Origin of the sequence: Bartonella machadoae (assembly GCF_022559585.1) — a bacterium.
GTDB lineage: Bacteria > Pseudomonadota > Alphaproteobacteria > Rhizobiales > Rhizobiaceae > Bartonella > Bartonella machadoae.
Map to the genome: position 1 here is coordinate 1,197,480 of NZ_CP087114.1, position 23,197 is coordinate 1,220,676.

General features: G+C 36.9%; 19 protein-coding genes. 15 read left to right on the forward strand and 4 right to left on the reverse strand.

The features are described 5' to 3' along the window. Window positions 1-558: 558 nt before the first annotated feature. Window positions 559-5,121 carry a hypothetical protein gene (locus LNM86_RS05725; RefSeq protein WP_241438778.1) on the reverse strand — a complete coding sequence of 1,521 codons (4,563 nt, stop codon included), beginning with the start codon at window positions 5,119-5,121 and terminating at the stop codon, window positions 559-561. Between the two features lie 689 nt (window positions 5,122-5,810). Between LNM86_RS05725 and hfq the strand changes: the two genes are divergently transcribed. The 4 genes from hfq (at window position 5,811) to LNM86_RS05745 (ending at window position 10,587) form a co-directional block, all read left to right on the forward strand. Beyond that, window positions 5,811-6,050 (forward strand): RNA chaperone Hfq, encoded by a 240-nt coding sequence (gene hfq, locus LNM86_RS05730; RefSeq protein WP_010705211.1) that lies wholly within the window; start codon window positions 5,811-5,813, stop codon window positions 6,048-6,050. A 57-nt stretch (window positions 6,051-6,107) separates the two neighbouring features. Beyond that, window positions 6,108-7,448 carry a GTPase HflX gene (gene hflX, locus LNM86_RS05735; protein WP_241438779.1) on the forward strand — a complete coding sequence of 447 codons (1,341 nt, stop codon included), beginning with the start codon at window positions 6,108-6,110 and terminating at the stop codon, window positions 7,446-7,448. Window positions 7,449-7,588: 140 nt separating this feature from the next. Further along, entirely contained in the window at window positions 7,589-9,367 is a 1,779-nt protein-coding gene (locus LNM86_RS05740) for a hypothetical protein (RefSeq protein ID WP_241438780.1), read from the forward strand. 128 nt (window positions 9,368-9,495) lie between these two features. Then, the gene (locus tag LNM86_RS05745; RefSeq protein WP_241438781.1) at window positions 9,496-10,587 is read left to right on the forward strand and encodes a COX15/CtaA family protein; all 1,092 of its coding nucleotides are present in this window, start codon (window positions 9,496-9,498) and stop codon (window positions 10,585-10,587) included. Window positions 10,588-10,607: 20 nt separating this feature from the next. Here LNM86_RS05745 and argC read toward each other — a convergent pair whose 3' ends face one another. Next, a complete protein-coding gene (argC, locus tag LNM86_RS05750; protein ID WP_241438782.1) occupies window positions 10,608-11,543 on the reverse strand; it encodes an N-acetyl-gamma-glutamyl-phosphate reductase in 936 nt (311 codons plus the stop codon). A 338-nt stretch (window positions 11,544-11,881) separates the two neighbouring features. Here argC and glyA point away from each other — a divergent pair, with 338 nt between their 5' ends. From glyA to nusB, 6 genes are all read left to right on the forward strand, one after another. Then, window positions 11,882-13,195 carry a serine hydroxymethyltransferase gene (gene glyA / locus LNM86_RS05755; protein WP_241438783.1) on the forward strand — a complete coding sequence of 438 codons (1,314 nt, stop codon included), beginning with the start codon at window positions 11,882-11,884 and terminating at the stop codon, window positions 13,193-13,195. A 13-nt stretch (window positions 13,196-13,208) separates the two neighbouring features. Next, window positions 13,209-13,691: a transcriptional regulator NrdR gene (nrdR, locus tag LNM86_RS05760; protein ID WP_241438784.1), complete on the forward strand. Its 483-nt coding sequence runs from the start codon at window positions 13,209-13,211 to the stop codon at window positions 13,689-13,691. Then, window positions 13,684-14,811, forward strand: coding sequence for a bifunctional diaminohydroxyphosphoribosylaminopyrimidine deaminase/5-amino-6-(5-phosphoribosylamino)uracil reductase RibD (gene ribD / locus LNM86_RS05765; protein WP_241438785.1), 1,128 nt, complete (start codon window positions 13,684-13,686; stop codon window positions 14,809-14,811). The genes nrdR and ribD overlap by 8 nt, the downstream gene beginning before the upstream one ends. Next, complete coding sequence (locus LNM86_RS05770) at window positions 14,793-15,410, forward strand: riboflavin synthase (protein WP_241438786.1); 618 nt, start codon at window positions 14,793-14,795, stop codon at window positions 15,408-15,410. The genes ribD and LNM86_RS05770 overlap by 19 nt, the downstream gene beginning before the upstream one ends. Before the next feature lie 82 nt (window positions 15,411-15,492). Beyond that, window positions 15,493-15,951, forward strand: coding sequence for a 6,7-dimethyl-8-ribityllumazine synthase (locus LNM86_RS05775; RefSeq protein WP_241438787.1), 459 nt, complete (start codon window positions 15,493-15,495; stop codon window positions 15,949-15,951). A 2-nt stretch (window positions 15,952-15,953) separates the two neighbouring features. Then, window positions 15,954-16,424, forward strand: a complete 471-nt coding sequence (gene nusB, locus LNM86_RS05780; RefSeq protein WP_241438788.1) for a transcription antitermination factor NusB — start codon at window positions 15,954-15,956, stop codon at window positions 16,422-16,424. 83 nt (window positions 16,425-16,507) lie between these two features. Here the strand turns inward: nusB and LNM86_RS05785 are convergent, their stop codons facing one another. Further along, window positions 16,508-16,987 carry an outer membrane protein assembly factor BamE gene (locus tag LNM86_RS05785; RefSeq protein WP_241438935.1) on the reverse strand — a complete coding sequence of 160 codons (480 nt, stop codon included), beginning with the start codon at window positions 16,985-16,987 and terminating at the stop codon, window positions 16,508-16,510. Window positions 16,988-17,202: 215 nt separating this feature from the next. Between LNM86_RS05785 and LNM86_RS05790 the strand changes: the two genes are divergently transcribed. From LNM86_RS05790 to LNM86_RS05810, 5 genes are all read left to right on the forward strand, one after another. Beyond that, window positions 17,203-17,760 (forward strand): DUF177 domain-containing protein, encoded by a 558-nt coding sequence (locus LNM86_RS05790; RefSeq protein ID WP_241438789.1) that lies wholly within the window; start codon window positions 17,203-17,205, stop codon window positions 17,758-17,760. A 158-nt stretch (window positions 17,761-17,918) separates the two neighbouring features. Further along, entirely contained in the window at window positions 17,919-18,989 is a 1,071-nt protein-coding gene (gene plsX, locus LNM86_RS05795; protein WP_241438790.1) for a phosphate acyltransferase PlsX, read from the forward strand. A gap of 50 nt (window positions 18,990-19,039) precedes the next feature. Next, complete coding sequence (locus LNM86_RS05800) at window positions 19,040-20,014, forward strand: beta-ketoacyl-ACP synthase III (RefSeq protein WP_241438791.1); 975 nt, start codon at window positions 19,040-19,042, stop codon at window positions 20,012-20,014. A 77-nt stretch (window positions 20,015-20,091) separates the two neighbouring features. Further along, window positions 20,092-20,406, forward strand: a complete 315-nt coding sequence (locus tag LNM86_RS05805) for an integration host factor subunit alpha (protein ID WP_241438792.1) — start codon at window positions 20,092-20,094, stop codon at window positions 20,404-20,406. Between the two features lie 192 nt (window positions 20,407-20,598). Further along, window positions 20,599-21,102, forward strand: a complete 504-nt coding sequence (locus LNM86_RS05810) for a MerR family transcriptional regulator (RefSeq protein ID WP_241438793.1) — start codon at window positions 20,599-20,601, stop codon at window positions 21,100-21,102. A 31-nt stretch (window positions 21,103-21,133) separates the two neighbouring features. On the opposite strand, the gene thrS is transcribed toward LNM86_RS05810, so the two are convergent. After that, entirely contained in the window at window positions 21,134-23,110 is a 1,977-nt protein-coding gene (thrS, locus tag LNM86_RS05815; RefSeq protein WP_241438794.1) for a threonine--tRNA ligase, read from the reverse strand. Window positions 23,111-23,197 lie beyond the last annotated feature (87 nt).

A 23,197-nucleotide genomic window follows, 5' to 3' on the forward strand; every position in this document is an offset into this window, starting at 1 on the left:
AAATTGGTTCGTTTTTTAATAAGTAAATATTACTGATGGTTACATTACCAAGCAGTTGTTTTTTTTGCAATGCTGGTAAGATATGCAAAAAATAGAAGAGTATTGTTACTCATGTAAACGGATTGTTATAAATACTTGCTTTATTTATATATTCTACAAGTAAGTGTGTAATTTATAAATCCTAATCTTTTATATTATTTTAAAAAGTTTTTTATTGTAGAAAGAATCTATGCCTCAATGCATAAAGATTTATTCGGAAAATCTTTTATTGAGCGTTTTATAAATGTTTTTTTCTATAAGGATTCTGTATAAAAGACATGGGTGAGAACTAACAAAAAACAAAAAGAGGCACCATTCTTCCTCTTGTATTTGTTGGTTTGGTCATTGATTATGCTCGTTTGATAGGCGTGTTGTTTAAAATATTACAGAAAACTGCATATAAATCATCCTCTTAAATTTTAATATACACAAGACTACATAAAAAACGCGCATTATATGATGATAAACTTATATAACTAAAAAGAGGTGGAAAAATATTTTTTCCACCTCTGTTGGTTTCTATTGGATGCGACCACTGGCATGAGCAAGCATAGTATAGACTTTTCCAGTATCCGATATCAGATATTTTCGAACGGAGTGAGAAAAACCAGAACCGTGGGAGACCTCACGTAAGAGTTTCTCAAAATCCGCAATATACTGATTAACTGAACGTTTAAAATCAACATCATTCATATATTTTTTCTTAATCATTTCAAACATGTTTCTTCCGTTAACAGTATAAAGACGTTCTGTGATGATATTTTTTTGTCCACGCTGATAATGATTCCATAGATCAACGACAGCATCGTGGTTAATCGCTTGTAATATCCCTGTTGCCAATGAATTAAGAGACACATTTGCAGGGCGTGGTTTTGTTTGTACGGCTGTAAAAACAGCATCATCAGGGTATTCATCATGCCAAGTTTCTTCACGCGAAGCTCTTTCTAGAAGATTTGATACCCATTTATTTTGCTTTTTCTTGCTTTGCTCTTGTTGTAAAATAGGTTTAGGGGGCACAATCTTTTTGATGGCATCAGGAGTAATACTGCCATTTCTCTGCAGTGTTGATGATGTAGGGAGTGCTGATATGAGTCGCTCATTGGTATTCTTTAGATCAGCTTTTTGTACAATATTTGCTAAGTCCTTTAATACTATAATTTGTTCATTGAGAGCAGCACGGATTGTTTGCGTTGTTTCTTTTGTTGTTGCCGGTATTTTTTGGACACTTTCATGAATGTCATTATTAATTTGTGAAAGCTCTAAACGAATCTCATCAGCTGAACGACGTATATCCTCTGCTGCTCCTGAAAAGCGTGTTGAAGCTTCATTAATCATTTGATTAAGGGACTGTTGGAGTGAATGTGTGGAATTACGTGCATTTTTGTCAGTACGTTCAAGGGCTAAGCTTAGAACATCTTCATAATGTGCAATGAGTTGATTGATTTCATTAGACTTTGCAACAAGCGCATCGCTTAATGCAGAGAGTGTATTATGTTTTTCTTCAAGTGTTATGTTTAATGATTTTTCGGATTGTTCAAGAACGTGAACAGTTTCAGAGAGTGTTTTAGCATGTTCACCAAAACTGCTTGTTATATGACCAATTTGTTCAAATGTATTTTGCGAAAGTCCTTGTAGAATCTCAACATTATTATTGAGTGCTTGATTTGATGCGGATAAATGCTCTGTTACTTGTTGAGTGTTGTGGAAGAAATTATTTGCAGTCTCGTTAAATTGACCATCAATATTTTGAACGGCCGATAATAAAACATTGCTATTTTCGTGAAAGCTGTAAACGGATTGATTCAATTGTTTTAGGAGAGATGAAACATTATTGACGAGATCCTCCTTTACAGCAGTTACTGCTTGAAGTGTTTCAGAATTGGTTTGTGTTAAGCTATTCACTAAAGATTCGCTGTGTGCATAAATTCTTTGTTCAACATCTTGTGTTGAGAGGGAAAGTTTTTCACCAATATGCTCTGTTAAGTAGCCAATTGACTCCGTTGTACTTTGTGCTGCTTGATTTAAATGATTTGTCAATTCAGTGATTTTTTCCACATGTCCTGAAATCTGAGTAGCTGTTTGATTTTCTACTTCTTCTAAACGATTGCTTACATCAGAAAGTTGGTATCCTAAATTGTTTTTAAGATTCTGCATAGAATGATGAAGAACATTGCAGCGTTCACTGAGAACTTGCTCAATTGCGGTTGTTGAAGTATGAATTGTTTCATTTAACAATGCTTGTGCGTTCTGACTAGCAGTTGTAAACGCTTCGACGGTATGCGCTGTTTGCTCAGATAAAACAGACAGAACTTTTTCACTGGTATCATAAACTGTTTGTTTAACATTTGATACAATGCGATTACCAGACTCTAAGAAAACATTTTCTGCTTTTAAAGCGACATCGGTAACAGACGAAATGATTTGTTCACCTGTAGAAGAAAGAATATCAGAGGCTTTTGTAATTTTATTATGTAAATTATCTGTGATGTTATTAACAGAATCCTCTAACGTGAGCCGCATCTTATCAATGTTTGTTTCTAACGCTTGTTGAATTATCTGACTGTGTTCATTATTGAGCATGATAGATGTTTTTAATGTGTCAGAACGTTCTTCAAGAGCCGATGTTTGCATTGCGATTGTTTCACAAACTTGGCCAAGTTTTTCCGATAAGGTTTCTTCTAGCGTGGTTGCATGTTCAAAAATCTTATGTGCACGAATTTCTAGATTAGTATCAAATGATTCTATGCGTGTATCAAGGGTTTCAAAGAATGTACCACTCGATTGAGAGAGCGTATTTCTTAAAATTTCGCCATGGTTTTCTAAGTTTTTAATATGGCTTTGAACAGTTTCAGTAATAGTCTTGTTGTTGGTAGTAATTGCATTTTCAACCAAATCTATCTGTTTCTTTAATGCAACATCAACACGTATATCACTTTTTTCGATGAGATTATGGATCGTTTCCATCCGTTGTTCTAGTGTACGCGCTTGATCCGCAAGAACTTCGTTGAGAGAAAAACTATTAATAGCTAAAGAATCACGTAGAGCATCAGCTCGTATATCTATATTCCGCGCTTGTGCTTCTAAAGCTTCTTTTGTTGTATTACAGCTTTGTACAATGACTTCTTGTAGTTTTTCTGTGCTTTGAACTATATTCGCAACATGATTTTCAGCATGCTGATCAACGATTTGCATATTGTCAACCAAAACTTGTCCAAGGCTTGAAGTGTTTTGAGTTAAGATATCAATTTGATTTTTTAGTGTATCAGCAATTTTATTTTTTTCTTTATCAAGCATGTCTGCCATCAGCTCTCTTTGATCAGAAAGCTGTAATTTGAAGTCTTTTGAGCGCTCTTGTATGATACCAACAATAGCACTATCGACATGTTGAATTTCCTCTCTTAGTCTTTCTTTGCTTTTGTCGATTGCAGAAAGAATAATTTCATGTCCGTTTGTAAATGCTTCGGTAATATCAGTGGTTTTTTCTTGAAGATTTTCATTAATTTGCAAGACATGGGACTCTAAGAAATGACCAAGTTTTTCAGCATTATCTTCGAGTATTTGACTACGAGAAATAAAGGATTCGATGATAGAATCACTGTGTTCTTTAAGAGAAAGATCAACAGTTGCTAAACGGTTTTCAAAAGCTCGAATTGCTTCTGAAGTGATGTTATCAAATTTAGAAGAGAGATTGTATGCCTTCTCATCGAGTTGTATGATTTTTTCATCAAAATTTTGCAAAAATTGATTATTACGATTAATAATGGATTCATCGAGCGTTTTAAATTTTTCACCAACATTTTGGAAAGTCTGCTCTGTTGCAGTTTGTATATGCGCTGCAATGTTAGCGATATGCCTTTCAGCTTTAACTGCTGTTTCATTAAAAGTTTTTTCTATTTGTTTTTCATTGTTATCAAAACGTTCTGAAAAACCATCAAAGTTCTTTTCTAATTCGTGAAAGAGCGCCGTGTTTTTTTGCTGGATTTGCGTTGTGGTTTCGTTAAATTTTTCAACGAGTTGATGTGTTACGCCATCACCTGCATAGGAGAGTTTTGCAACAAGATCTTCTCCCTGTTTTTGTAAAGTCTGGGAAAGAGTTTGCGCAAGTTTTTCAACATTGGTGACAATTTTAGAGGTCACTAAGCCAAATTCATCACTCAGTTGTTCTTGTGTTCCTTTAATTGTTGATTGTACGCGGTCAGCATGATTCAAAATGGCTATACGTTCATTGCTCAATTCTTTAATCAATGTGTGAATGCGTGATTCATTCTCAGCATAGGCTTGTTCTAGATTATGGACTTCTCCTTGTATAATTGCTTCAAGTTCAACAGCACGCCCAAGGGTTCGTTCGATTCCCTCATTCATGGCAGCTACTTCTTCACGGATGGTTTGCCCTATAGCAAGAGCTTGTTTTTCAGAGATATGTTGTGGCTCACTAAGGCGCTGTGCTGCGTTTGTCATAAGAAGAGCGATATTATGCAATTCATTTGAGCGTTTTGTTAATTGAGCAATCCCCCAAGAGATAAGAATAGGGATCGCTGTTCCGGCTGCGACTGCTAGTCCTACTGGAGATGTTATAAAGGTAGTGATATTCGATAAGGAATTGAGCCCAGCAGGGGCTAGTTTATGAGCAACAAAAGCACCTCCTGTTGCCCATAGAGCACTGAGCGCTGTTGTACACCAATAAATTCTGGAGGTAGAGCGCTGTTTTAATAAGTTAAAATTTGCAGGGGCTGTTATATCATCGTTAGCAGGAAAAAGTTTTGTGGACAGTAATGTCTTATGATCAGTTCCACCTAAAATATCAGGTTTAGGTTGCGAGGCAAAAAGCTGTTCAACGACGGATTCATCAATCACAGCGTTATCATGAATATTGGAGACAAGAGTTGAAGTACCATTTTCAGCAAAAATTTCTTCTTCTGCCATTGCGATTTTTTGAATTAATTCATCTACATTAACGACATTTTCAGAATTGTCAGATGATATTCCTTCAATTGCAGAGTCATCAAAATCAAAGTTCATAGCTTTTGAGAGAGCTTCTTCAACTTCAATGTCAAATGTTTGTAACTTGGTTCTGCGTGCCATACTCGCCTCGTACTCTTACAGATGGAAAAGGGATACATTCTCCTCCAGAAATGCCTACATACTAACCATTAATTATTTAGAAAGGAATATGCCTTAGGCAAAATTTTAAAAACTTATCAAGATAAAGTTAATGCGGTTTCTTTAACCCATTCTAATATGATATAAAACATAATAAAAACAACATATTATTATTATCATAATAAAAATAAAAATGCTGTTTACAACTTTCGTTTATTGGAAGCATCATGGGGATTTTGTATTGGAGTAAGGGCAATTTAATGAGAGTTATGCACAATATGGAAAGAAATCTGCGGTGTGTAGAGGTCTCTTATCATATTTTATAAAGTGATCATTGCATTGAGTCTGCTCCCCTGACCATTTCTATTGAGTCTCAATGAAGAGGAATAAGCCTCTATTATTTCAACACTGTACGTTGTGCATTTAAAAGATATTGGCAAAATCTTAGTATGCAAAAAATGTCCTTTTTTATAAGGGAAAGAGTGCAATAATTTCGTATGTACTGAGAGGTATTCGTAAACTATTATATTTCAGTTGTCTTGAATCATGTTTGTTGAATATTAAGTTATCTTTTGCTAAATTTTGAAGCTCCTACGTTGACAATTGGATATTTTTCAGTCGATATGCGTGCACGAGTATTTTATGCAATTCAAGATAAAGGTGTAAGAAAAATGGCAGAACGATCACAACACCTGCAAGATGTATTTTTAAATACAGTGCGCAAGCAAAAAATTTCTCTTACAATTTTTCTTGTAAATGGCGTTAAATTAACGGGTATTGTAACCTCGTTTGATAGTTTTTGTGTTCTTTTGCGTCGTGATGGACATGCACAATTGGTTTATAAGCATGCTATTTCTACAATTATGCCCGGACAGCCTGTACAAATGTTTGAAGGTGAAAGTTCGGAATAAACAAATCACTTTAAATTTTAGACCTCTGATCCCATTTTATAAAGTGCTGAGATCATCATGATAAATGAAAATGAGAGATTAGGAGGGTTTTCTTCACAGATTGAAAAACAAGTGCGCGCGCTTGTTCTGGTGCCAGTTTTTCGAAAAAACAGTGAGAATGATGCAAGGATTCGATCAGTCTCTTCTCGAGTCGAAGAGGCATTGGGGTTAGCGTGTGCTATAAGGTTGAAAGTTGTTCATTATGAAGTCGTGCATATCTTTACGCTCCGTCCGGCAACATTATTTGGAAAGGGTAAAGTAGATGAACTTACCCATTATATAAGTGAAGAGGATATTGCGCTTACAGTTGTAGATTATTTTTTAACACCAGTGCAGCAACGTAATTTAGAAAAATTATGGAATTGTAAAGTTATTGATAGGACGGCTTTGATTCTTGAAATTTTTGGAGATCGTGCACGGACAAAAGAAGGGGTTTTGCAAGTCGAATTGGCGCATTTGTCTTATCAGAAAAGCAGGCTCGTGCGTAGTTGGACACACTTGGAAAGACAACGTGGTGGAGGTGGTTTTTTAGGTGGTCCTGGTGAAACGCAAATTGAAGCGGATAGGCGTGTTTTGCAAGAAAAGATTATTCGTATCAAACGCGAATTAGAAACAGTGATAAAAACACGGGCTCTTCATAGAGAAAAGAGAAAAAAAACATCTCATCCTGTTGTTGCATTAGTAGGGTATACCAATGCAGGAAAATCAACTCTTTTTAATCATTTAAGCGGTGCAAATGTCCTAGCAAAGGATATGTTGTTTGCAACGCTTGATCCCACTTTGCGTAAGGTTATTCTTCCTCATGGAAAAGCTATCCTTTTATCTGATACTGTAGGTTTTATCTCTAACTTACCAACGCACTTGATTGCAGCTTTTAGAGCAACCCTTGAAGAAGTGGTTGAAGCTGATCTCATTCTTCATGTGAGAGATATGTCAGATCTTGATCATCGTGCGCACGCTCAAGATGTTTTAGACGTGCTTTCAAGTCTTGGTATCGATATTGATGATACAGAGCATATCCTAGAAGTTTGGAATAAAATTGATTTATTGGATGAACATGCATTGAGGGTTTTGCAAACAAGCATGAAAACGCGATTAAATCCTGCAGTCATGGTATCGGCGCTCATGAGTGATGGACTTGATCAATTATTAACGGCAATTGAAAAGCGAATTTTTGGAAAACTGCAAAATGTTGAATGTCTTTTACGACCTCACGAAATGTCACTGATTGATTGGTTTTATGCAAATTCTGGTGAAATAAGGCAAGAAGGGCATGAGGATGGGTCAGTGACCATTAGAGCAGTTATTACCTCTGAAGCAAAAAAACAGCTAGATTCTATCAAGCAAAGTATGAATTAAATTTTTTGAGATATTTTTCTCTCTTTTTTATTAATTGTTACGTTTTTCTTATCGCAGAATAATATGACGTAAAATTAAGAGGATAGTTACTACTTTCTCTTAATAAAAAAATATGAAGTATTTTACTGGTTGAAATAAAAATGAGTCTTAAAGGTAAGAAAAGACTGTTTGTACACACGGTCATACGCAATATTTTTGTCGTTTTGCTGTTAGCGGCGTTGTGTACATTTTCCATTTGGATGTATTACTTCATTCAGCCACGGATATATCGAGCAAGCTTGACTTTTTCATTCTCTGATTCTGTAGGAAAGCCATTACCAACGGATAAACAAAACAATATCCTTGCCTTGCTCTTTTCACAGCCTATGTTTCTAAGGAATTCAAGCTTACAGAGTTTTTCTTCAGATTCTGCTCAGCAGCAAGGTTTTCATGACAATATTCGTTTATCTCGTAATGGCGATTTTATCAATCTTGCTTTTGAAGCGGAAACTTCTCAAGCTGCCCAGCATGGATTGGAAACTTGGTTTTCTGCATTTTCACAAGCAATTATAGAACAGAAAAAAAAATCATTGCTCATGCAACAGCAGGTTGGTCAACAATATGGTAAGACTGAGATATCTCATATCGTGCAGGAATTTTACGCATCTGTTGATTCTTTTATTTATGACAATGTAAGGAAAAAAGAGCTTCATGATCTTTCTATACAATTAACACAAGCCGCTTTAAAACGTATTCATTTAACAAGTTTAAATTCAACTATTAATATGATGCGCGAAAATGGACAGTCTTTATTGTCTTTATCCTTTATTACAGATAATGCGATGGTTTCTGCACTAGAATCTAAGCGTGACCTTTTGGAAACACAAAGAGCGCATATGGTTGCGCAATTAGGGTGGACACATCCTCAAATTAAGGCAATGACGGCAGAATTAGAGGTGATTTCTCATCAGTTAGAGAATAAAATTTTACAGATTATTCATCAAGTTCATTCAGATGAGGTTATTGCAACGGAATTTGAAAAACAGCTCAAAAAAAGAATGAGCTTTTTTGTAAAAGATCAGTCTCAATCTTTGAAACAAATGTTTGATGAGCTTGAAAATAAAATAACAACAGTTATGGATGCGCAAAATAAAGGGATGAACAAAACCTCTTCTTTGTTGCAGAATATAAAGATTCACGTCGTTGCACCAACAACAGTTGTTCCTCTTTCTTTTATGGAGCTTTATGGAAAAAGTGTTATTATTAGCCTCTTTGCGAGCTTAATTACTTTGTTAGGCGGAATGTTGTTTTTTTATCGACGCTCTGAAATAAAATCTGAAATAAAAAAAGATCAACCAGAAGAAGATCATCTTAAAAATAATGAAGGCGCTTTAATCTCTAAGAAAATAAAAAATTTTGAATCTTTTATTACAATAGAAGGATTGTCCGATTTTTTGCAACGTCGTACTTCAACAGTTATTTCCATAATTGGAACAGAAGCGGCAAGAACGGCAGCAAAACTGTCTTTACATCTTATAAAAGAACGCAAAACAATTTTATTGGTAGATATTTCTGGTCAACAAATAGAGAAAGTTATTGGTCCCCATCGCGGAATGAGTGATATTTTAACGAAAAATGCCCAGTTGCATGATGTTATTTATCGCGATTATGATACCGGCGTTGATATTCTTCCTCAAGGGTTAACAAGTGCTGTTTGTGCACAAAATTTTTCAAATGAGATTCCTCATCTCTTACAAGAATTTAAAAAAGAGTATGATTTTATTATTTTAGAAATGGCGAGTGAACCCAAATATGGATTTGATCAATTTGCGGAGCTCACAGACTATTATATTTGTAGTCTTGCTCTTAACGAACAGGATTGGATGATGCAAATGGTGGATAAGTTTCCAAAAACTGTTTATCGTGTGGTTGCGTCGTAAATGTCGTAAGCTACGAATGACACGTTTTAATGCTGTGCTTGTCTTCTCATAAAGTTGTAGTACATATTAAAAATACTAAGATTGATAATGTTTAGATTTTGAAATGAATTGTGTGGTTGGAGAGAAACGTGGGGCAATTAGAGATGACAGTAAAAAAATTGAACGATAGTATTTTAACATCATTGCAAAAGAAAAATCGAAAACAAATTCAGGTGTGGCTTTATTCTATTTTGTTGTTGTGTTTGGCTATTGTTTTAGTGGGCGGGGCTACCCGTTTGACAGGATCAGGGCTATCTATAACAGAGTGGAAGCCAATTCATGGTGTCATTCCACCGATTGGTGTAGAACAATGGCAGGAGGAATTTTTAAAATATCAACAGATAGCGCAATATAAGCTCCTTAATCGCGATATGACATTGAGTGCTTTTAAGACCATTTTCTGGTGGGAATGGGCTCATCGTGTTCTTGGGCGTCTAGTTGGTCTTGTGGCTTTATTCGGTCTTATTTGGTTTTGGGTGACAAAACGTATTGAAAAAAATATTTTGTTTCAGCTTGCCGTTGTACCAATTCTTATTGCTCTTCAAGGCTTTATTGGTTGGTGGATGGTGGCTTCAGGCATTGGTCAGAGTAATTTGACAAGTGTCAGCCAATATCGTTTGGCATTTCATCTTATAACAGCGTGTTTTGTTATTATTTTTGTTACTTATTTAGCACGAGGACTCGCGCATTATTCAGAAAAACCAGCAAATCAAAAGGTTCAGTCTTTTGCTGGTTGGCTTGTTATCCTCATTTTAATTGAGATTTATCTGGGTGCTTTGGTAGCAGGGCTCCATGCTGGAAAAGTTTATAACACATGGCCCCTTATGGATGGTCAGATCGTTCCTGATGGATTATTGCAGCATAATCCTGTTTGGATCAATTTCTTTGAAAATCCTTTGACTGTTCAATTTATTCACCGTTTTTTTGCTTATTTTTTATTTATTACAGCAGTTATTCATACTTTATATGTGCAAAGGAATGTTCCTCATTCAACCCATTCTCGTCGTGCGTTTGTTCTATGTATTATGATAACCATTCAAGCAATGTTGGGTGTTCTCACATTATTACATGAAGTCCCCATAAGCTTAGGGCTTGTTCACCAAAGTGTTGCCTTAGGTGTATTGTGTTTTTCAGTTGCACATTGGCGTGCAACAAAAGGGGCATATCCTGTTGTTGAATGAAATTTGTCTCCAGAGAAGTTTTAATACTCTGAAAGCATGAGGTTGAGATTTTGAACCGCAGCTGCAGCCGCACCTTTTCCTAAATTATCTAACAGAGCACAGAGGTTGAAAATTCCTTCATGTTCATTGCCAAACACAAATAGTTTCATTCCATCTTTATGTGCTAAACATTCAGGATTGAGTTTAGTAAGAGCCTCTGTTTCCTCTTGTGAGGCAACAGATATAATGTTTTGTCCACTGTAATGGTTTTCAAGAATCTCACGTAAATCAGAACAATTTACTGATTTTGTCAATAGATGGCGATGAAGTGGAATATTTACAATCATTCCTTGAGGAAAACGACCAACACTTGGTAAAAAAATGGGGGTGTGATTGATTTGTCCATAGGTTTTAATTTCTGGCACATGTTTGTGTTCAAGATTGAGACCATAGATAAAATAATTGTCCAAAACTTCATTTTGATGAGATTGGTTTTCCATTTGTGCAATTAATTGTTTTCCACCACCCGTATAGCCGGATATTGCGTTAATTGATATAGGATAATAAGCATCGAGCAGGCCTGCTTCACGGAGTGGCCGAATCAAGCTAATTGCGCCGGTAGGATAACAGCCAGGATTGCTTACATAATGAGCGGCTTGGATACGTTCTTTTTGTCCTGCAGTCATTTCAGGGAAACCGTAGACCCAATTTGGTGCAACACGGTGGGCTGTTGAGCTATCAATAATTCTAATTTTTTTATTATTTTTAAGCCAATGAACTGTCTCGCGTGCGGCATCATCTGGAAGACATAAGATAGCAATGTCAGTTTGATCAAGACAGTCTCGCCGAATATTAATGTTATGTCGCTGTGTATGATCAAGAGAGAGTAACTGAAAATCTACACGCTCGGCTAATCGTTTTTGTATTTGTAATCCGGTGGTTCCATGTTCACCATCAATAAAAACTTTCGTTACCATTCTCTTTGCCTATTTTCCTTGAATTAATTTTTTTTGTCGTATTCTTCTTCTCCTATTATCAATTGTTTTAAATTATTACCAATTTAAATGATAGTCATTAAATTATTGAATTTCCTAAGATTATAGATCTTTTTGTTTATAAAAATATGAGAGGGAAGAAAAAACTTGTCTCTGTTTTGCTTCTTTTTGTGGGGAAGATGTCTTTTTGTTTATAGATCAAAGAAATAAAGTAAATGTTTGCATCATTTTTAGATGAAAGTGGATGAAAATATTTGGTTTGCACGGTTTGCTGTGTTATCGTTTAAATACTTTATTTTTTAATGTTAGGAATGTGTTTTATGATTCAACAAGAAAACGACACACAAAAGCGCTTTTTTAATGATAAATTACAGATTGCTGATGGTGCAATCTTTGAGGCAATTAGGGGAGAATTTGAGCGTCAACAACATGAGATTGAGTTGATTGCTTCAGAAAATATTGTTTCAAGAGCGGTTCTTGAAGCACAAGGGTCAGTCTTAACCAATAAATATGCGGAAGGTTATCCAAGAAAGCGCTATTACGGTGGTTGTCAGTTTGTTGATGTTGTTGAAGACTTAGCAATTGAACGCGCAAAACAGCTTTTCGGTGCTGCTTTTGCGAATGTTCAGCCTAATTCTGGTAGTCAGATGAATCAAGCCGTCTTTTTAGCTTTACTCCAGCCGGGTGATACATTTATGGGGTTGGATTTAAATGCTGGTGGTCACCTCACACATGGTTCACCGGTCAATATGTCAGGAAAATGGTTTGATGTTGTTTCCTATGGCGTGCGTCCAGAAGATCAAATTCTTGATATGGAGGAAGTTGAACGACTTGCAAAAGAACGCAAACCAAAGCTTATTATCGCAGGTGGTTCATCTTATCCTCGTCTATGGGATTGGAAAAAATTCCGTGAAATTGCAGATGAAATCGGTGCTTATTTCCTCGTTGATATGTCTCATATTGCTGGTTTGGTTGCTGGTGGTGTTCATCCTTCTCCTGTTCCGCATGCGCATATTGTAACGACGACAACACATAAATCGCTACGAGGTCCGCGTGGGGGATTGATATTAACAAATGATGAGTCTTTAGCCAAAAAAATGAATTCAGCGATTTTTCCAGGTCTTCAAGGTGGTCCTTTAATGCATGTGATTGCGGCTAAGGCGGTTGCATTTGAAGAGGCTTTGCATCCTTCTTTTAAAAGTTACAGCGCTCATGTTGTTGCCAATGCAAAAGCTTTAGCAAAAACATTACAGAGCAATGGTTTTGATATTGTTTCTGGTGGGACAGACAACCATTTACTGTTGGTTGATTTACGCTCCAAGAATGTGACAGGAAAACGTGCTGAATTGGCTTTGGGAAGGGCGCATATTACTTGTAATAAAAATGGTGTTCCTTTTGATCCTGAAACTCCCTCTATAACATCAGGAATTCGTTTGGGGTCACCTGCTGCGACGACACGTGGTTTTTCAGAAAAAGAGTTTATTCAAGTTGGCGAACTTATTTCAGAAGTTCTTGATGGTCTTAAAGGATCAAAAGGTGATGAAGAAAATCATGCAGTTGAAATGGCTGTTAAGGAAAAGGTAAGAGACATAACCAATAAATTTCCTCTTTATTCTTATCTTACTGCTTGTTAAGGATACAAAAAGGATGCGTTGTCCTTACTGCCAATGTGAAGATACACAGGTGAGGGATTCTCGTCCTGCAGAAGAGGGGGCGGTTATTCGCCGCCGCCGAGTCTGTTCTGTTTGTGGTGGTCGCTTTACAACTTTTGAACGTGTTCAGTTGCGTGAGCTCTTGGTTTCTAAAAAAAGTGGGCGGTGTGAGCTCTTTGATCGTGATAAATTAATGCGATCAGTTGAGATAGCTGTGCGTAAACGCAACATTGATCCAGACTATATTGAACGAGCCGTTTCTGGTATTGTCCGTCAACTCGAGAGTTTAGGAGAACCAGAGATTGCTTCAGAAAAAATTGGCTGTCTTGTGATGGAAGCATTAAAAAGCATTGATGATATTGCTTATATTCGTTTTGCTTCTGTCTATCGAGATTTTCGTAATGCAAGCGATTTTCACGATATTATAGACGAGTTGTCAAAGGGTGTAACGGATACAGAATCTCGTTTTGATGAATAAAAAATTACAAGATGAGCGGTTTATGGCCGCTGCTATCCGTTTAGCAGAACGTCATGTTGGTCTTACAGGTGAGAACCCTTCGGTTGGTACGTTAATTGTGCGAAACGAGGATGGTGCAGGGGCGTCCATTGTGGGCTATGGTGTAACAGCCATTGATGGAAGGCCTCATGCTGAGGTGCAAGCTTTGCGCATGGCTGGGGCTTTAGCCTACGGTGCTACTGCTTATGTGACTTTAGAGCCTTGTTCGCATTATGGTAAAACTTCACCCTGTGTAAATGCTCTTATTGATGCAGGTATTTCACGGGTTGTTATTGCTTTGACTGATCTAGATAAGCGCGTTGATGGTCGTGGGATTGCTCTTTTACGTGCGGCTGGTATTGAAGTGGTTGAAGGCGTTTTAGCTGAAGAAGCTTTTGAAGCGTTATGTACACATTGGTGTATAAGGAGGTTACAACGCTGTGCTGTTACTTTGAAAATGGCAATTTCTGCTGATAATGGTGTAGGAAAAAAGGGGCAGGGAGGAATCAAAATTAGTGGAATGATTTCTCATACCCATACGCATATTTTACGTGCTCAGAATAATGCTATTCTCGTTGGTATTGGTACTATACTAGCGGATGATCCTCAATTGAATTGTCGTTTGCCAGGGATGGAAATGCGTTCGCCCATACGTATTATTTTGGATGCAGATTTATGTATCCCTCTTGATGCAAAAGTTGTTCAAACAGCAACAAAAATTCCTACATGGATTATTTGTGATAAAAACCTTGCACAGAAAAGCAAAAAAACATTATTGGAACAGTATGGTGTTTCTGTGTATTCGGTAACAATGGATGATGGTTGTATGCAACCTGTTGCTCTTTTACAGATGCTTTATCAACGTGGAATCAATAGTGTTTTACTTGAGGGAGGCGTAAAGACAGGGGAAAAATTTTTAAATTCTGGCTGTGTGGATCATTTGGTATGCTTTTATGCTCCCGTTATTTTGGGAAAAAATCGTATTGAAGCTCCTCATTTTGGAAATTATCTCTCGCAATTCCATAAGGTTGAAACAAGAATGTTTGGAAATGACCGTTTTTATAAATGGAGGCGTAAGACATTATGTTCACAGGGATTATAACGGATATCGGTTATGTTGAAGATATCCACTCTTTAAAAAAAGGGGTCCGTTTAAATATTTCTACGCATTATGCACTGAAGAGTTTAAAAATTGGTGCATCAATTGCTTGTTCAGGAATTTGTTTGACTCTCGTTGAGAGAGGATCAAAAGACGCGAATACGCGCTGGTTTGTTGTGGAAGCCTGGGAAGAGGCTTTGCGTTTGACGAATCTTGCACAGTGGACAAAAGGAACTTACATTAACTTAGAGCGTTCCCTTCGATTAGGCGATGAAATGGGGGGGCATTTGGTTTCTGGTCATGTTGACGGCTTGGCTGAAATCATTGACCAAAAAAATGAAGGGGATGCCGTTCGTTTTTTTCTACAAGTTCAAAAACAATTTGTCCCTTTTATTGTAACTAAAGGTTCTATTGCACTCAATGGCGTCTCTTTAACTGTTAATAGTGTTGAGGATTGTATTTTTGATGTCCTTATTATTCGTCATACATTTGAAATGACAACTTGGGGGCAAGCTAAAATTGGCGATCATGTCAATTTAGAAATCGATCCATTGGCTCGTTATATTGCAAAGTTTTCTGGTTTTAAAGGGATAGATGTGTAAGTTAAAAGTTTGTTGCAGCTCTTAAAATTTTGCACTGTAGAAGTCTAGATTTTTTGATTAATTTTTCTTATGGAATTTTGTTATGATGAAAGAGGCACGTAAAAAAATGCATCTATTGATTGTTGAGGCGCGTTTTTATGAAGGGATTTCTGATGCGCTTCTTGCAGGTGCAGTAAATGCTTTGCAAAAAGCTGAAGCAAGTTATGATATTGTAACAGTTCCAGGAGCATTAGAAATACCAGCAGCAATAGTCTTTGCTGAAAAAAATAGTAAGGTATCTTATGATGGTTATGTCGCTCTTGGCTGTGTTATTCGCGGTGAAACGTATCATTTTGAAATTGTTGCGAATGATTCTTGTCGTGCATTAATGGATTTAACTGTTCATAAACACTTGGCTATTGGAAATGGCATCTTAACTGTTGAAGATGAAAAACAAGCATGGGTGCGTGCCAAACAGGATGAAAAAAATAAAGGTGGTTTTGCCGCTAAAGCTGCTTTATGTATGATCGCTCTGAAAAAGAAATTTGGAGAGAGTCATTAAATATGACTGAGACAAAAGACCAATATTCTTCGCGTGCAGCCAATAAACGTGGAGCAGCAAGACTCGCTGCAGTTCAAGCGCTTTATCAAATGGATATCGTTGGTTCTGGAGTTATGGAAACGGCAGCTGAATATAAGGCTTATCGTTTAGGAAAAAATATTGATGGAGATCAGTATCTTGATGCCGATTTTCAATGGTTTTTGGCTATTATAACGGGCGTTGTAAAAGATCAAAAACAACTTGATCCGATGCTTCATCAACAGCTTTCTGCTGAATGGTCACTTTCACGTCTTGATTCTATACTCCGTGCAATTTTGCGTGCAGGCTTATGGGAGTTGATCAACCGTCAAGATGTGCCTGTTGCTGTTGTTATGAGTGAATATGTTGATATAGCAAAAGCGTTTTTTGAAGGCGATGAGCCAAAACTGGTTAATGCGGTTCTTGATAGCATGGCCAAAAAAATTCGCTGCTAAAAAATTTCCGCAAGCCCAGCACTCTCAGAACTGGTAACGATTAGCTCTGAGAGTGATAGAATTGCATATAGTCTCGTTATAACCTAATTATGCGTTGGCAAATTTGCAGGACCTTTAATAATTTGTATCAAGAAAGGCTGCTCTTTTGTGGCGGTTGGGGTTGTTTGTGTGATAAAATCAAACACCTGTCCATTTTGTAGACCATAATGTGCTATTTTAGAAACTTGGTTATTCTTATTGAAATAAATAGCCAAAACTTTACGGTCAATAATTTTTGTTTTCATAAATTGCATCGCACGATAGCGCGTTTGTGAGATATAATAGAAGACCTCATTATCATATTTTGTTTTTAGAGAAGGCGTTCCTAAACTTAAAATAACTTGCTCTTGACTTGAACCAACGGAAACAGAACTAAGAGCATCTTTATCAAGGACGTAACCTTCTTGATACGTCTGGCTTGTCCCTGAAGAGTTAAGAATACTACAACCCGAAACTGCTATTATGCTTGCTATTGACAGACTCATTAATAATTTACGCTTGACCAAGACCGCTATGTGGGACATTTGAAACAATGATATCTCCTATCACTTAGATTACGAAAAAAGGCAACCTCAAGTTTTTCCTCATTTTAGCTTAATCTGCCTAGCTTACATTGAGCTTCCCTGTTATAAAGTAAATTATGCCATACAGAGCTGCTTTAGAAAAGAAAAAAATGAATGGAATGTACATTGGCTCAATAAAATTGCTGTACATGCCACCCTCTATTCGGGAGACCTTAATGAATGTTCAAAATATTCCTCAAATGACATTTGCTTTGGCATATCCAATATCAGTCCGTTCTTTGCCTGCTAAGGGTATAAGGGTTTCTATTTGTGCAAACCAGCAAGAGTGCACTCATTTGGCTAAGAATCACGATTTGGTTGAAGTAAAATCTTGTGAGGGAAAATTTCATATTTTTCCGTGGAAAAAGCGCGGGGTACGTATAAAGGGGCTATTGCGGGCTCGTATAATACAGTTATGTGTTGTCACATTAGAGCCATTAGAAAATATTCTTCGTGAAAATATTGAGATTGTTTTGCTTCCTGAAAATTCAAATTTGATGAAGCCAAAAGTACCAGAGGATACAGGAGAGTTGTTTTTAGATGCGGAGGGGCTAGATCCACCAGAAGTCTTTTACGGTGATAAGATTGATATTGGTACCGTTATGGAAGAATTTTTTGAGTTGTCTATTAATCATTATCCACGCAAAGAGGGGGTAGAGATGCATAGGATTGCAAATTTAGAAAAAATTGAACAAAAGTTATCACCATTTTCTGTTTTAAAAAGTTGGAAGTGATTATAAAAACATAAAAAAATTATCTATTGTATAGCATTATAAAAACAGTATTTTCTGCAGAGTTCTTTTTGCGTGGTATGTTTTTTGTGGTTGTTCAATAGCAAGAAATCATAATATGCGTTTAAAAGCGCAAATAAAAAAATGTAGGATATGCAAGCGTGATTAGAATTTCTGTGGATGTAATGGGCGGTGATTATGGTCCGGAAGCGACTATTGCAGGAGCAGCAATTGTACAAAAATATTTGCCAAATATTTATTTTCTGTTTTATGGGGTAGAGGAAGTTGTTATACCGGTTTTAAAAAAATACCCTTCTTTAGCTTCTGTTTCTCATTTTTATCCTACAGAAAGTTATACGCGTATGGATGAAAAGCCAAGCCAAGCACTGAGAAATGGACGTGGTAAATCATCAATGTGGTATGCAATTGAAGCTGTGAAAAATGGCGATGCTGATGCTTGTGTTTCTGCGGGAAATACAGGTGCACTTATGGCAATGTCTTATTTTTGTTTAAAAATGATGGCAGAGGCTGAACGTCCTGGAATTGCTGGTATTTGGCCAACACTTCGCAGTGAAAGTATTGTTTTAGATATTGGAGCAACGATTGGTGCCTCTGCTAATCAGTTGGTTGATTTGGCAGTTATGGGGGCAGGTATGTTTCGTGCTCTCTATCATACTGAAAGGCCAAGTGTTGGTCTCTTAAATGTGGGTGTTGAAGAGGTTAAAGGTCTTTATGAAATTAAAAAGGCCGGAATGATATTACGCGAAGTGCATTTAGAAGGACTAGAATATAAGGGATTTGTTGAGGGTAACGACATTGGTAAGGGAACGGTAGATGTTGTTGTAACAGAAGGGTTTTCTGGTAATATTGCTTTAAAAACCGCAGAAGGGACTGCGCGACAGATAGCGGAGATTTTAAACTCCGCTATGCGTAGTTCTTTTTTTTCATCTCTCGGTTATTTTTTATCGCGGAGTGCTTTTCGTACGCTGAAACACAAAATGGATCCAGATAGGGTAAATGGTGGGGTATTATTGGGATTAAATGGTGTTGTGATCAAAAGTCATGGGAGTGCAAATTCTAAAGGTTTTGCTTCTGCTATCCGCGTTGGTTATGAGATGGTTCATAATGGACTTTTAAAAAAAATAACGGCTGATTTGCGACGGTTCCACGAGAATAAAGAAACACTTTTTGATCAAGAAGGTGAAGAAATAATAAATGAGAAGAGATTATGATAAGATTTTGTAATATAAGTACAAAATGTAACAAAAAAAGGTGGGGATAAATGATTCGATCGGTTGTGCGTGGTGTAGGAAGTGCCTTGCCAAAAAAAAGCTTATCTAATGATGAGATTGCGAAATTTGTTGAAACATCACATTCATGGATTGTGCAGCGTACAGGTATACATCAACGCTATATTGCCAATGAAAATGAGACAACTGTTTCTTTAGGAATTGAGGCTGCGCAAGCAGCACTTATCAATGCCGGTCTAACAGTAAAAGATATTGATTGTATTCTTTTAGCAACCTCAACACCAAACCGTACTTTTCCTGCTTCTGCTGTTGAAATTCAGCATGCTTTGGGAATGAGTCATGGATTTGCTTTTGATATTCAGGCTGTTTGCTCTGGTTTTATTTTTGCTTTAGCAACAGGAGATGCTTATTTACGCTGCGGAGCAGTTAAAAGAGTTTTAGTTATCGGATCTGATACTTTTTCTCGAATTGTAGATTGGAAAGATCGCACCACATGTGTTTTATTTGGTGATGGTGCAGGCGCTGCTATTTTAGAAGCACGAGAAAATAAGAGTGATATAGCGCTTGATCGTGGTATATTGGCTACAAAATTGCGCTCTAATGGTGCGTATAGAGATAAGCTCTATGTTGATGGTGGGCCTTCGACAACACAAACAACGGGTTATTTACGTATGGAAGGACGAGAAGTTTTTAAATACGCAGTTGGTATGATAACCGATGTTGTTGATGATTGTTTTGCTGCTGCTGGTATAGATGCTTTACAATTAAATTGGTTTGTGCCTCACCAAGCCAATAAACGTATTATTGAAGCATCGGCTAAAAAATTAGGAATTGCTATCGATAAAGTTGTGATTACTGTTGATCAACATGGTAATACATCTGCGGCATCAGTGCCTTTGGCACTAACAATGGCTGTTCATGATGAAAAAATTAAAAAAGGAGATCTCGTTATGTTAGAAGCTATGGGTGGTGGATTTACATGGGGAGCAACTCTTATTCGTTGGTAGATTGTAGTCGCTTGACCATATTTGAATAAAACGTATAAGTCATTTTGTAATTTTTAATTTTTAAATAGGTGGTTATAATGACAAGTAAAACAGTAACGCGTGCAGATTTAGCGAGCGTAGTTTGTAGAAGGGTAGGCTTGTCACATACTGAATCAGCAGCCTTGGTAGAGTTGGTTTTGGATGAAATTTGCAATTCCCTTGTGAGAGGTGAGGCCGTTAAACTTTCTTCTTTTGCAACCTTTCAAGTTCGTAGTAAAAATGAACGTGTTGGACGCAATCCAAAAACCGGTATTGAAGCGCCTATCCCGCCACGACGTGTTGTAACATTTAAGGCTGCTAATGTCCTTAAACAAAGAGTTTTGGATTCGCATCGTGTGAGACAAAAAACATAACATCAATAAATGCTGTTATAATCTTTGATATTTGTAAAAAAAATTGAGTAGATTGGCTTTTATATTCTGTTTTATACAAAAGGCTTTTTATTTTTAGAGTATAGCCCTATTTTTGGCTCATCTTGTTGAGAAATTAAAAATTGATGAGACATTGTGGAAACATTCGTATTGTTTTAGATAAGGTGTTGCAAAATGGATAAGAGCTCTGATGCCTTTCGCACAATTAGCGAAGTCGCCGAGTTGTTGGAGATTCCGCAGCATGTCTTGCGATTCTGGGAGACGCGTTTTCGGCAGATAAAACCAATGAAACGTGGTGGAGGCAGGCGCTATTATCGTCCGACGGATATTGATTTGCTCAATGGTATTAAGCAGTTGTTATACGATCAGGGGTATACCATAAAAGGTGTGCAGCGCCTTTTGAAGGAAAATGGTATTGCTTTTGTTACTGCATTTGGTAATGGTGATCTTGATGCTATGAATGTTGTAATAGAGAAGAAACAGGTCGGACAATCTTTTGAAAATTCTCATAATAAACCTAAAAAATCTTCTTTTGGGCTTTTGAGTTTTATGAGGAATGAGGAAGAATCATCTGTTGGGTCTGTTAATACACATAAAGACAAAACCGATAAAGCATTGTTGCAGGAAACACTGTTTGAATTAATTGAATGTAAACGCACCCTTGACAGGGTACGATAACAATAATCCTTTTTATTTTTTTGCGTGTTTTTTAGGTATTTATTAATCGCTGCAAATCTGGCGGTGTCGCTTCCTTCGTGAGTTGCTTAACTGCTTCTTCTGTAGACAAGGGAATTTGATCTGTGCTTCCTAAGCGGCGCATATTTACGCTATTCGTCTCAGATTCACGTTTGCCGCATACCAAAATTATCGGAACTTTTTGTAAAGAGTGTTCACGTATTTTATAGTTAATTTTTTCATTACGAAGATCTAATGTTGCGGAAAGCCCAGCAGCTTTAAGTTTTGCTGTTATTTTTTTTGCATATTCATTTGCTTCGGATGTAATTGTTGCTACGATGATTTGTTCAGGGGCAAGCCAAAGTGGCATATGTCCAGAAAAATTTTCGATTAATATACCAAGAAAACGCTCCATTGATCCAAAAATAGCGCGATGGATCATAACAGGTTGGCGTTTTTCTGAATCTTTATCAATATAAAATGCGCCAAAACGTTCAGGGAGATTAAAGTCTATTTGTGTTGTTCCACATTGCCATTCGCGACCGATAGCATCTTTTAATGTATATTCAAATTTTGGACCATAAAATGCACCTTCACCTGGGAGAATACTGGTTTTGATTTGTCCGGCAAATTTTGTTTCAATAGTTTTGAGAACGGATTTCATGATATTTTCTGCATGATCCCATAACGCATCAGATCCGACTCGCTTTTCTGGACGTGTTGAAAGCTTAAGGCTGATTTCTTTAAAACCAAAATCAGCATAAGTTGATAAAATTAAATCATTAATATTGAGGCATTCATCTTCTAACTGTTCATCTGTACAGAAAATATGTGCATCATCTTGTGTAAAGCCGCGTGCGCGCATAAGACCATGAAGAGCCCCCGAAGGTTCATAACGATGGACAAGACCAAATTCAGCAAGCCTCATAGGCAAATCACGGTAAGATTTTAAACCATGTTTAAAAATTTGTACGTGACCAGGGCAATTCATTGGCTTAAGAGCATAAACAGTTTCATTATCCCAATCCTCAGCAGCTGGAATTGTTTTGAACATATTCTCCTTATACCATCCCCAATGCCCAGATATTTCCCAAAGTGATCTATCGAGAACTTGTGGTGCATTCACTTCAGCATATTGATGATCATCTAGACGCCTACGCATATAGTTGAGCAAATTTTGGAACATTTTCCAGCCTTTTTTATGCCAGAAAATCATTCCTGGCCCCTCTTCTTGGAAATGAAATAAATCCATTTCACGTCCTAAGCGGCGATGATCACGTTTTTCAGCTTCTTCTAGTATGTGTAGGTAAGCTTTTAAGTCATTTTCATTGGCAAATGCCGTGCCATAAATTCTTGTGAGCATTGGGTTATTGGAATCACCACGCCAATAAGCTCCTGCGACTTTCATCAGTTTAAAAGCATTGCCTATTTGCCCAGTAGATTGCATGTGTGGGCCACGGCAAAGATCAAACCAATCACCTTGATAATAAATTTTTAAATCTTGGTTTTCAGGAATGCTATCAATAAGCTCTACCTTATAAAGTTCGCCCTTTTCAGAAAAAACCTCTCTTGCTTTTTTACGAGACCAGATTTCTTTTTTGAAAGGTTTGTTGCGTTGAATAATTTCACGCATTTTTTTTTCAATAACCGTGAGATCATCCAATGTAAAAGGTTGTTGGCGTGCAAAATCGTAATAAAAACCATTTTCAATAACAGGACCAATTGTCACTTGTGTGTCAGGAAAGAGTTCTTGTACTGCTTCAGCTAACACATGTGCACAATCATGACGGATGAGTTCAAGAGCACGTGGATCTTCTCGGGTAATGATTTCTATTTGACCAGATTGTTCTAATGGATCTGATAGATCTCGAGTGATTCCGTTAAGGCTATAGGCGACTGCTTTTTTTACAAGTGATTTAGAAATGGTTTCAGCCAATTCTAAGCCAGTCATTTTGCTAGGATAATCACGTTTTGAACCATCAGGAAAAGAAAGAGAAACAGAACAAGACATAAAACACCCTTTTACTCCAATTCCGCTAACGGTTGCGGATGGTTTCCTGAAAACTAAATTATATTTAATTTAAAGCTTATAGACTTT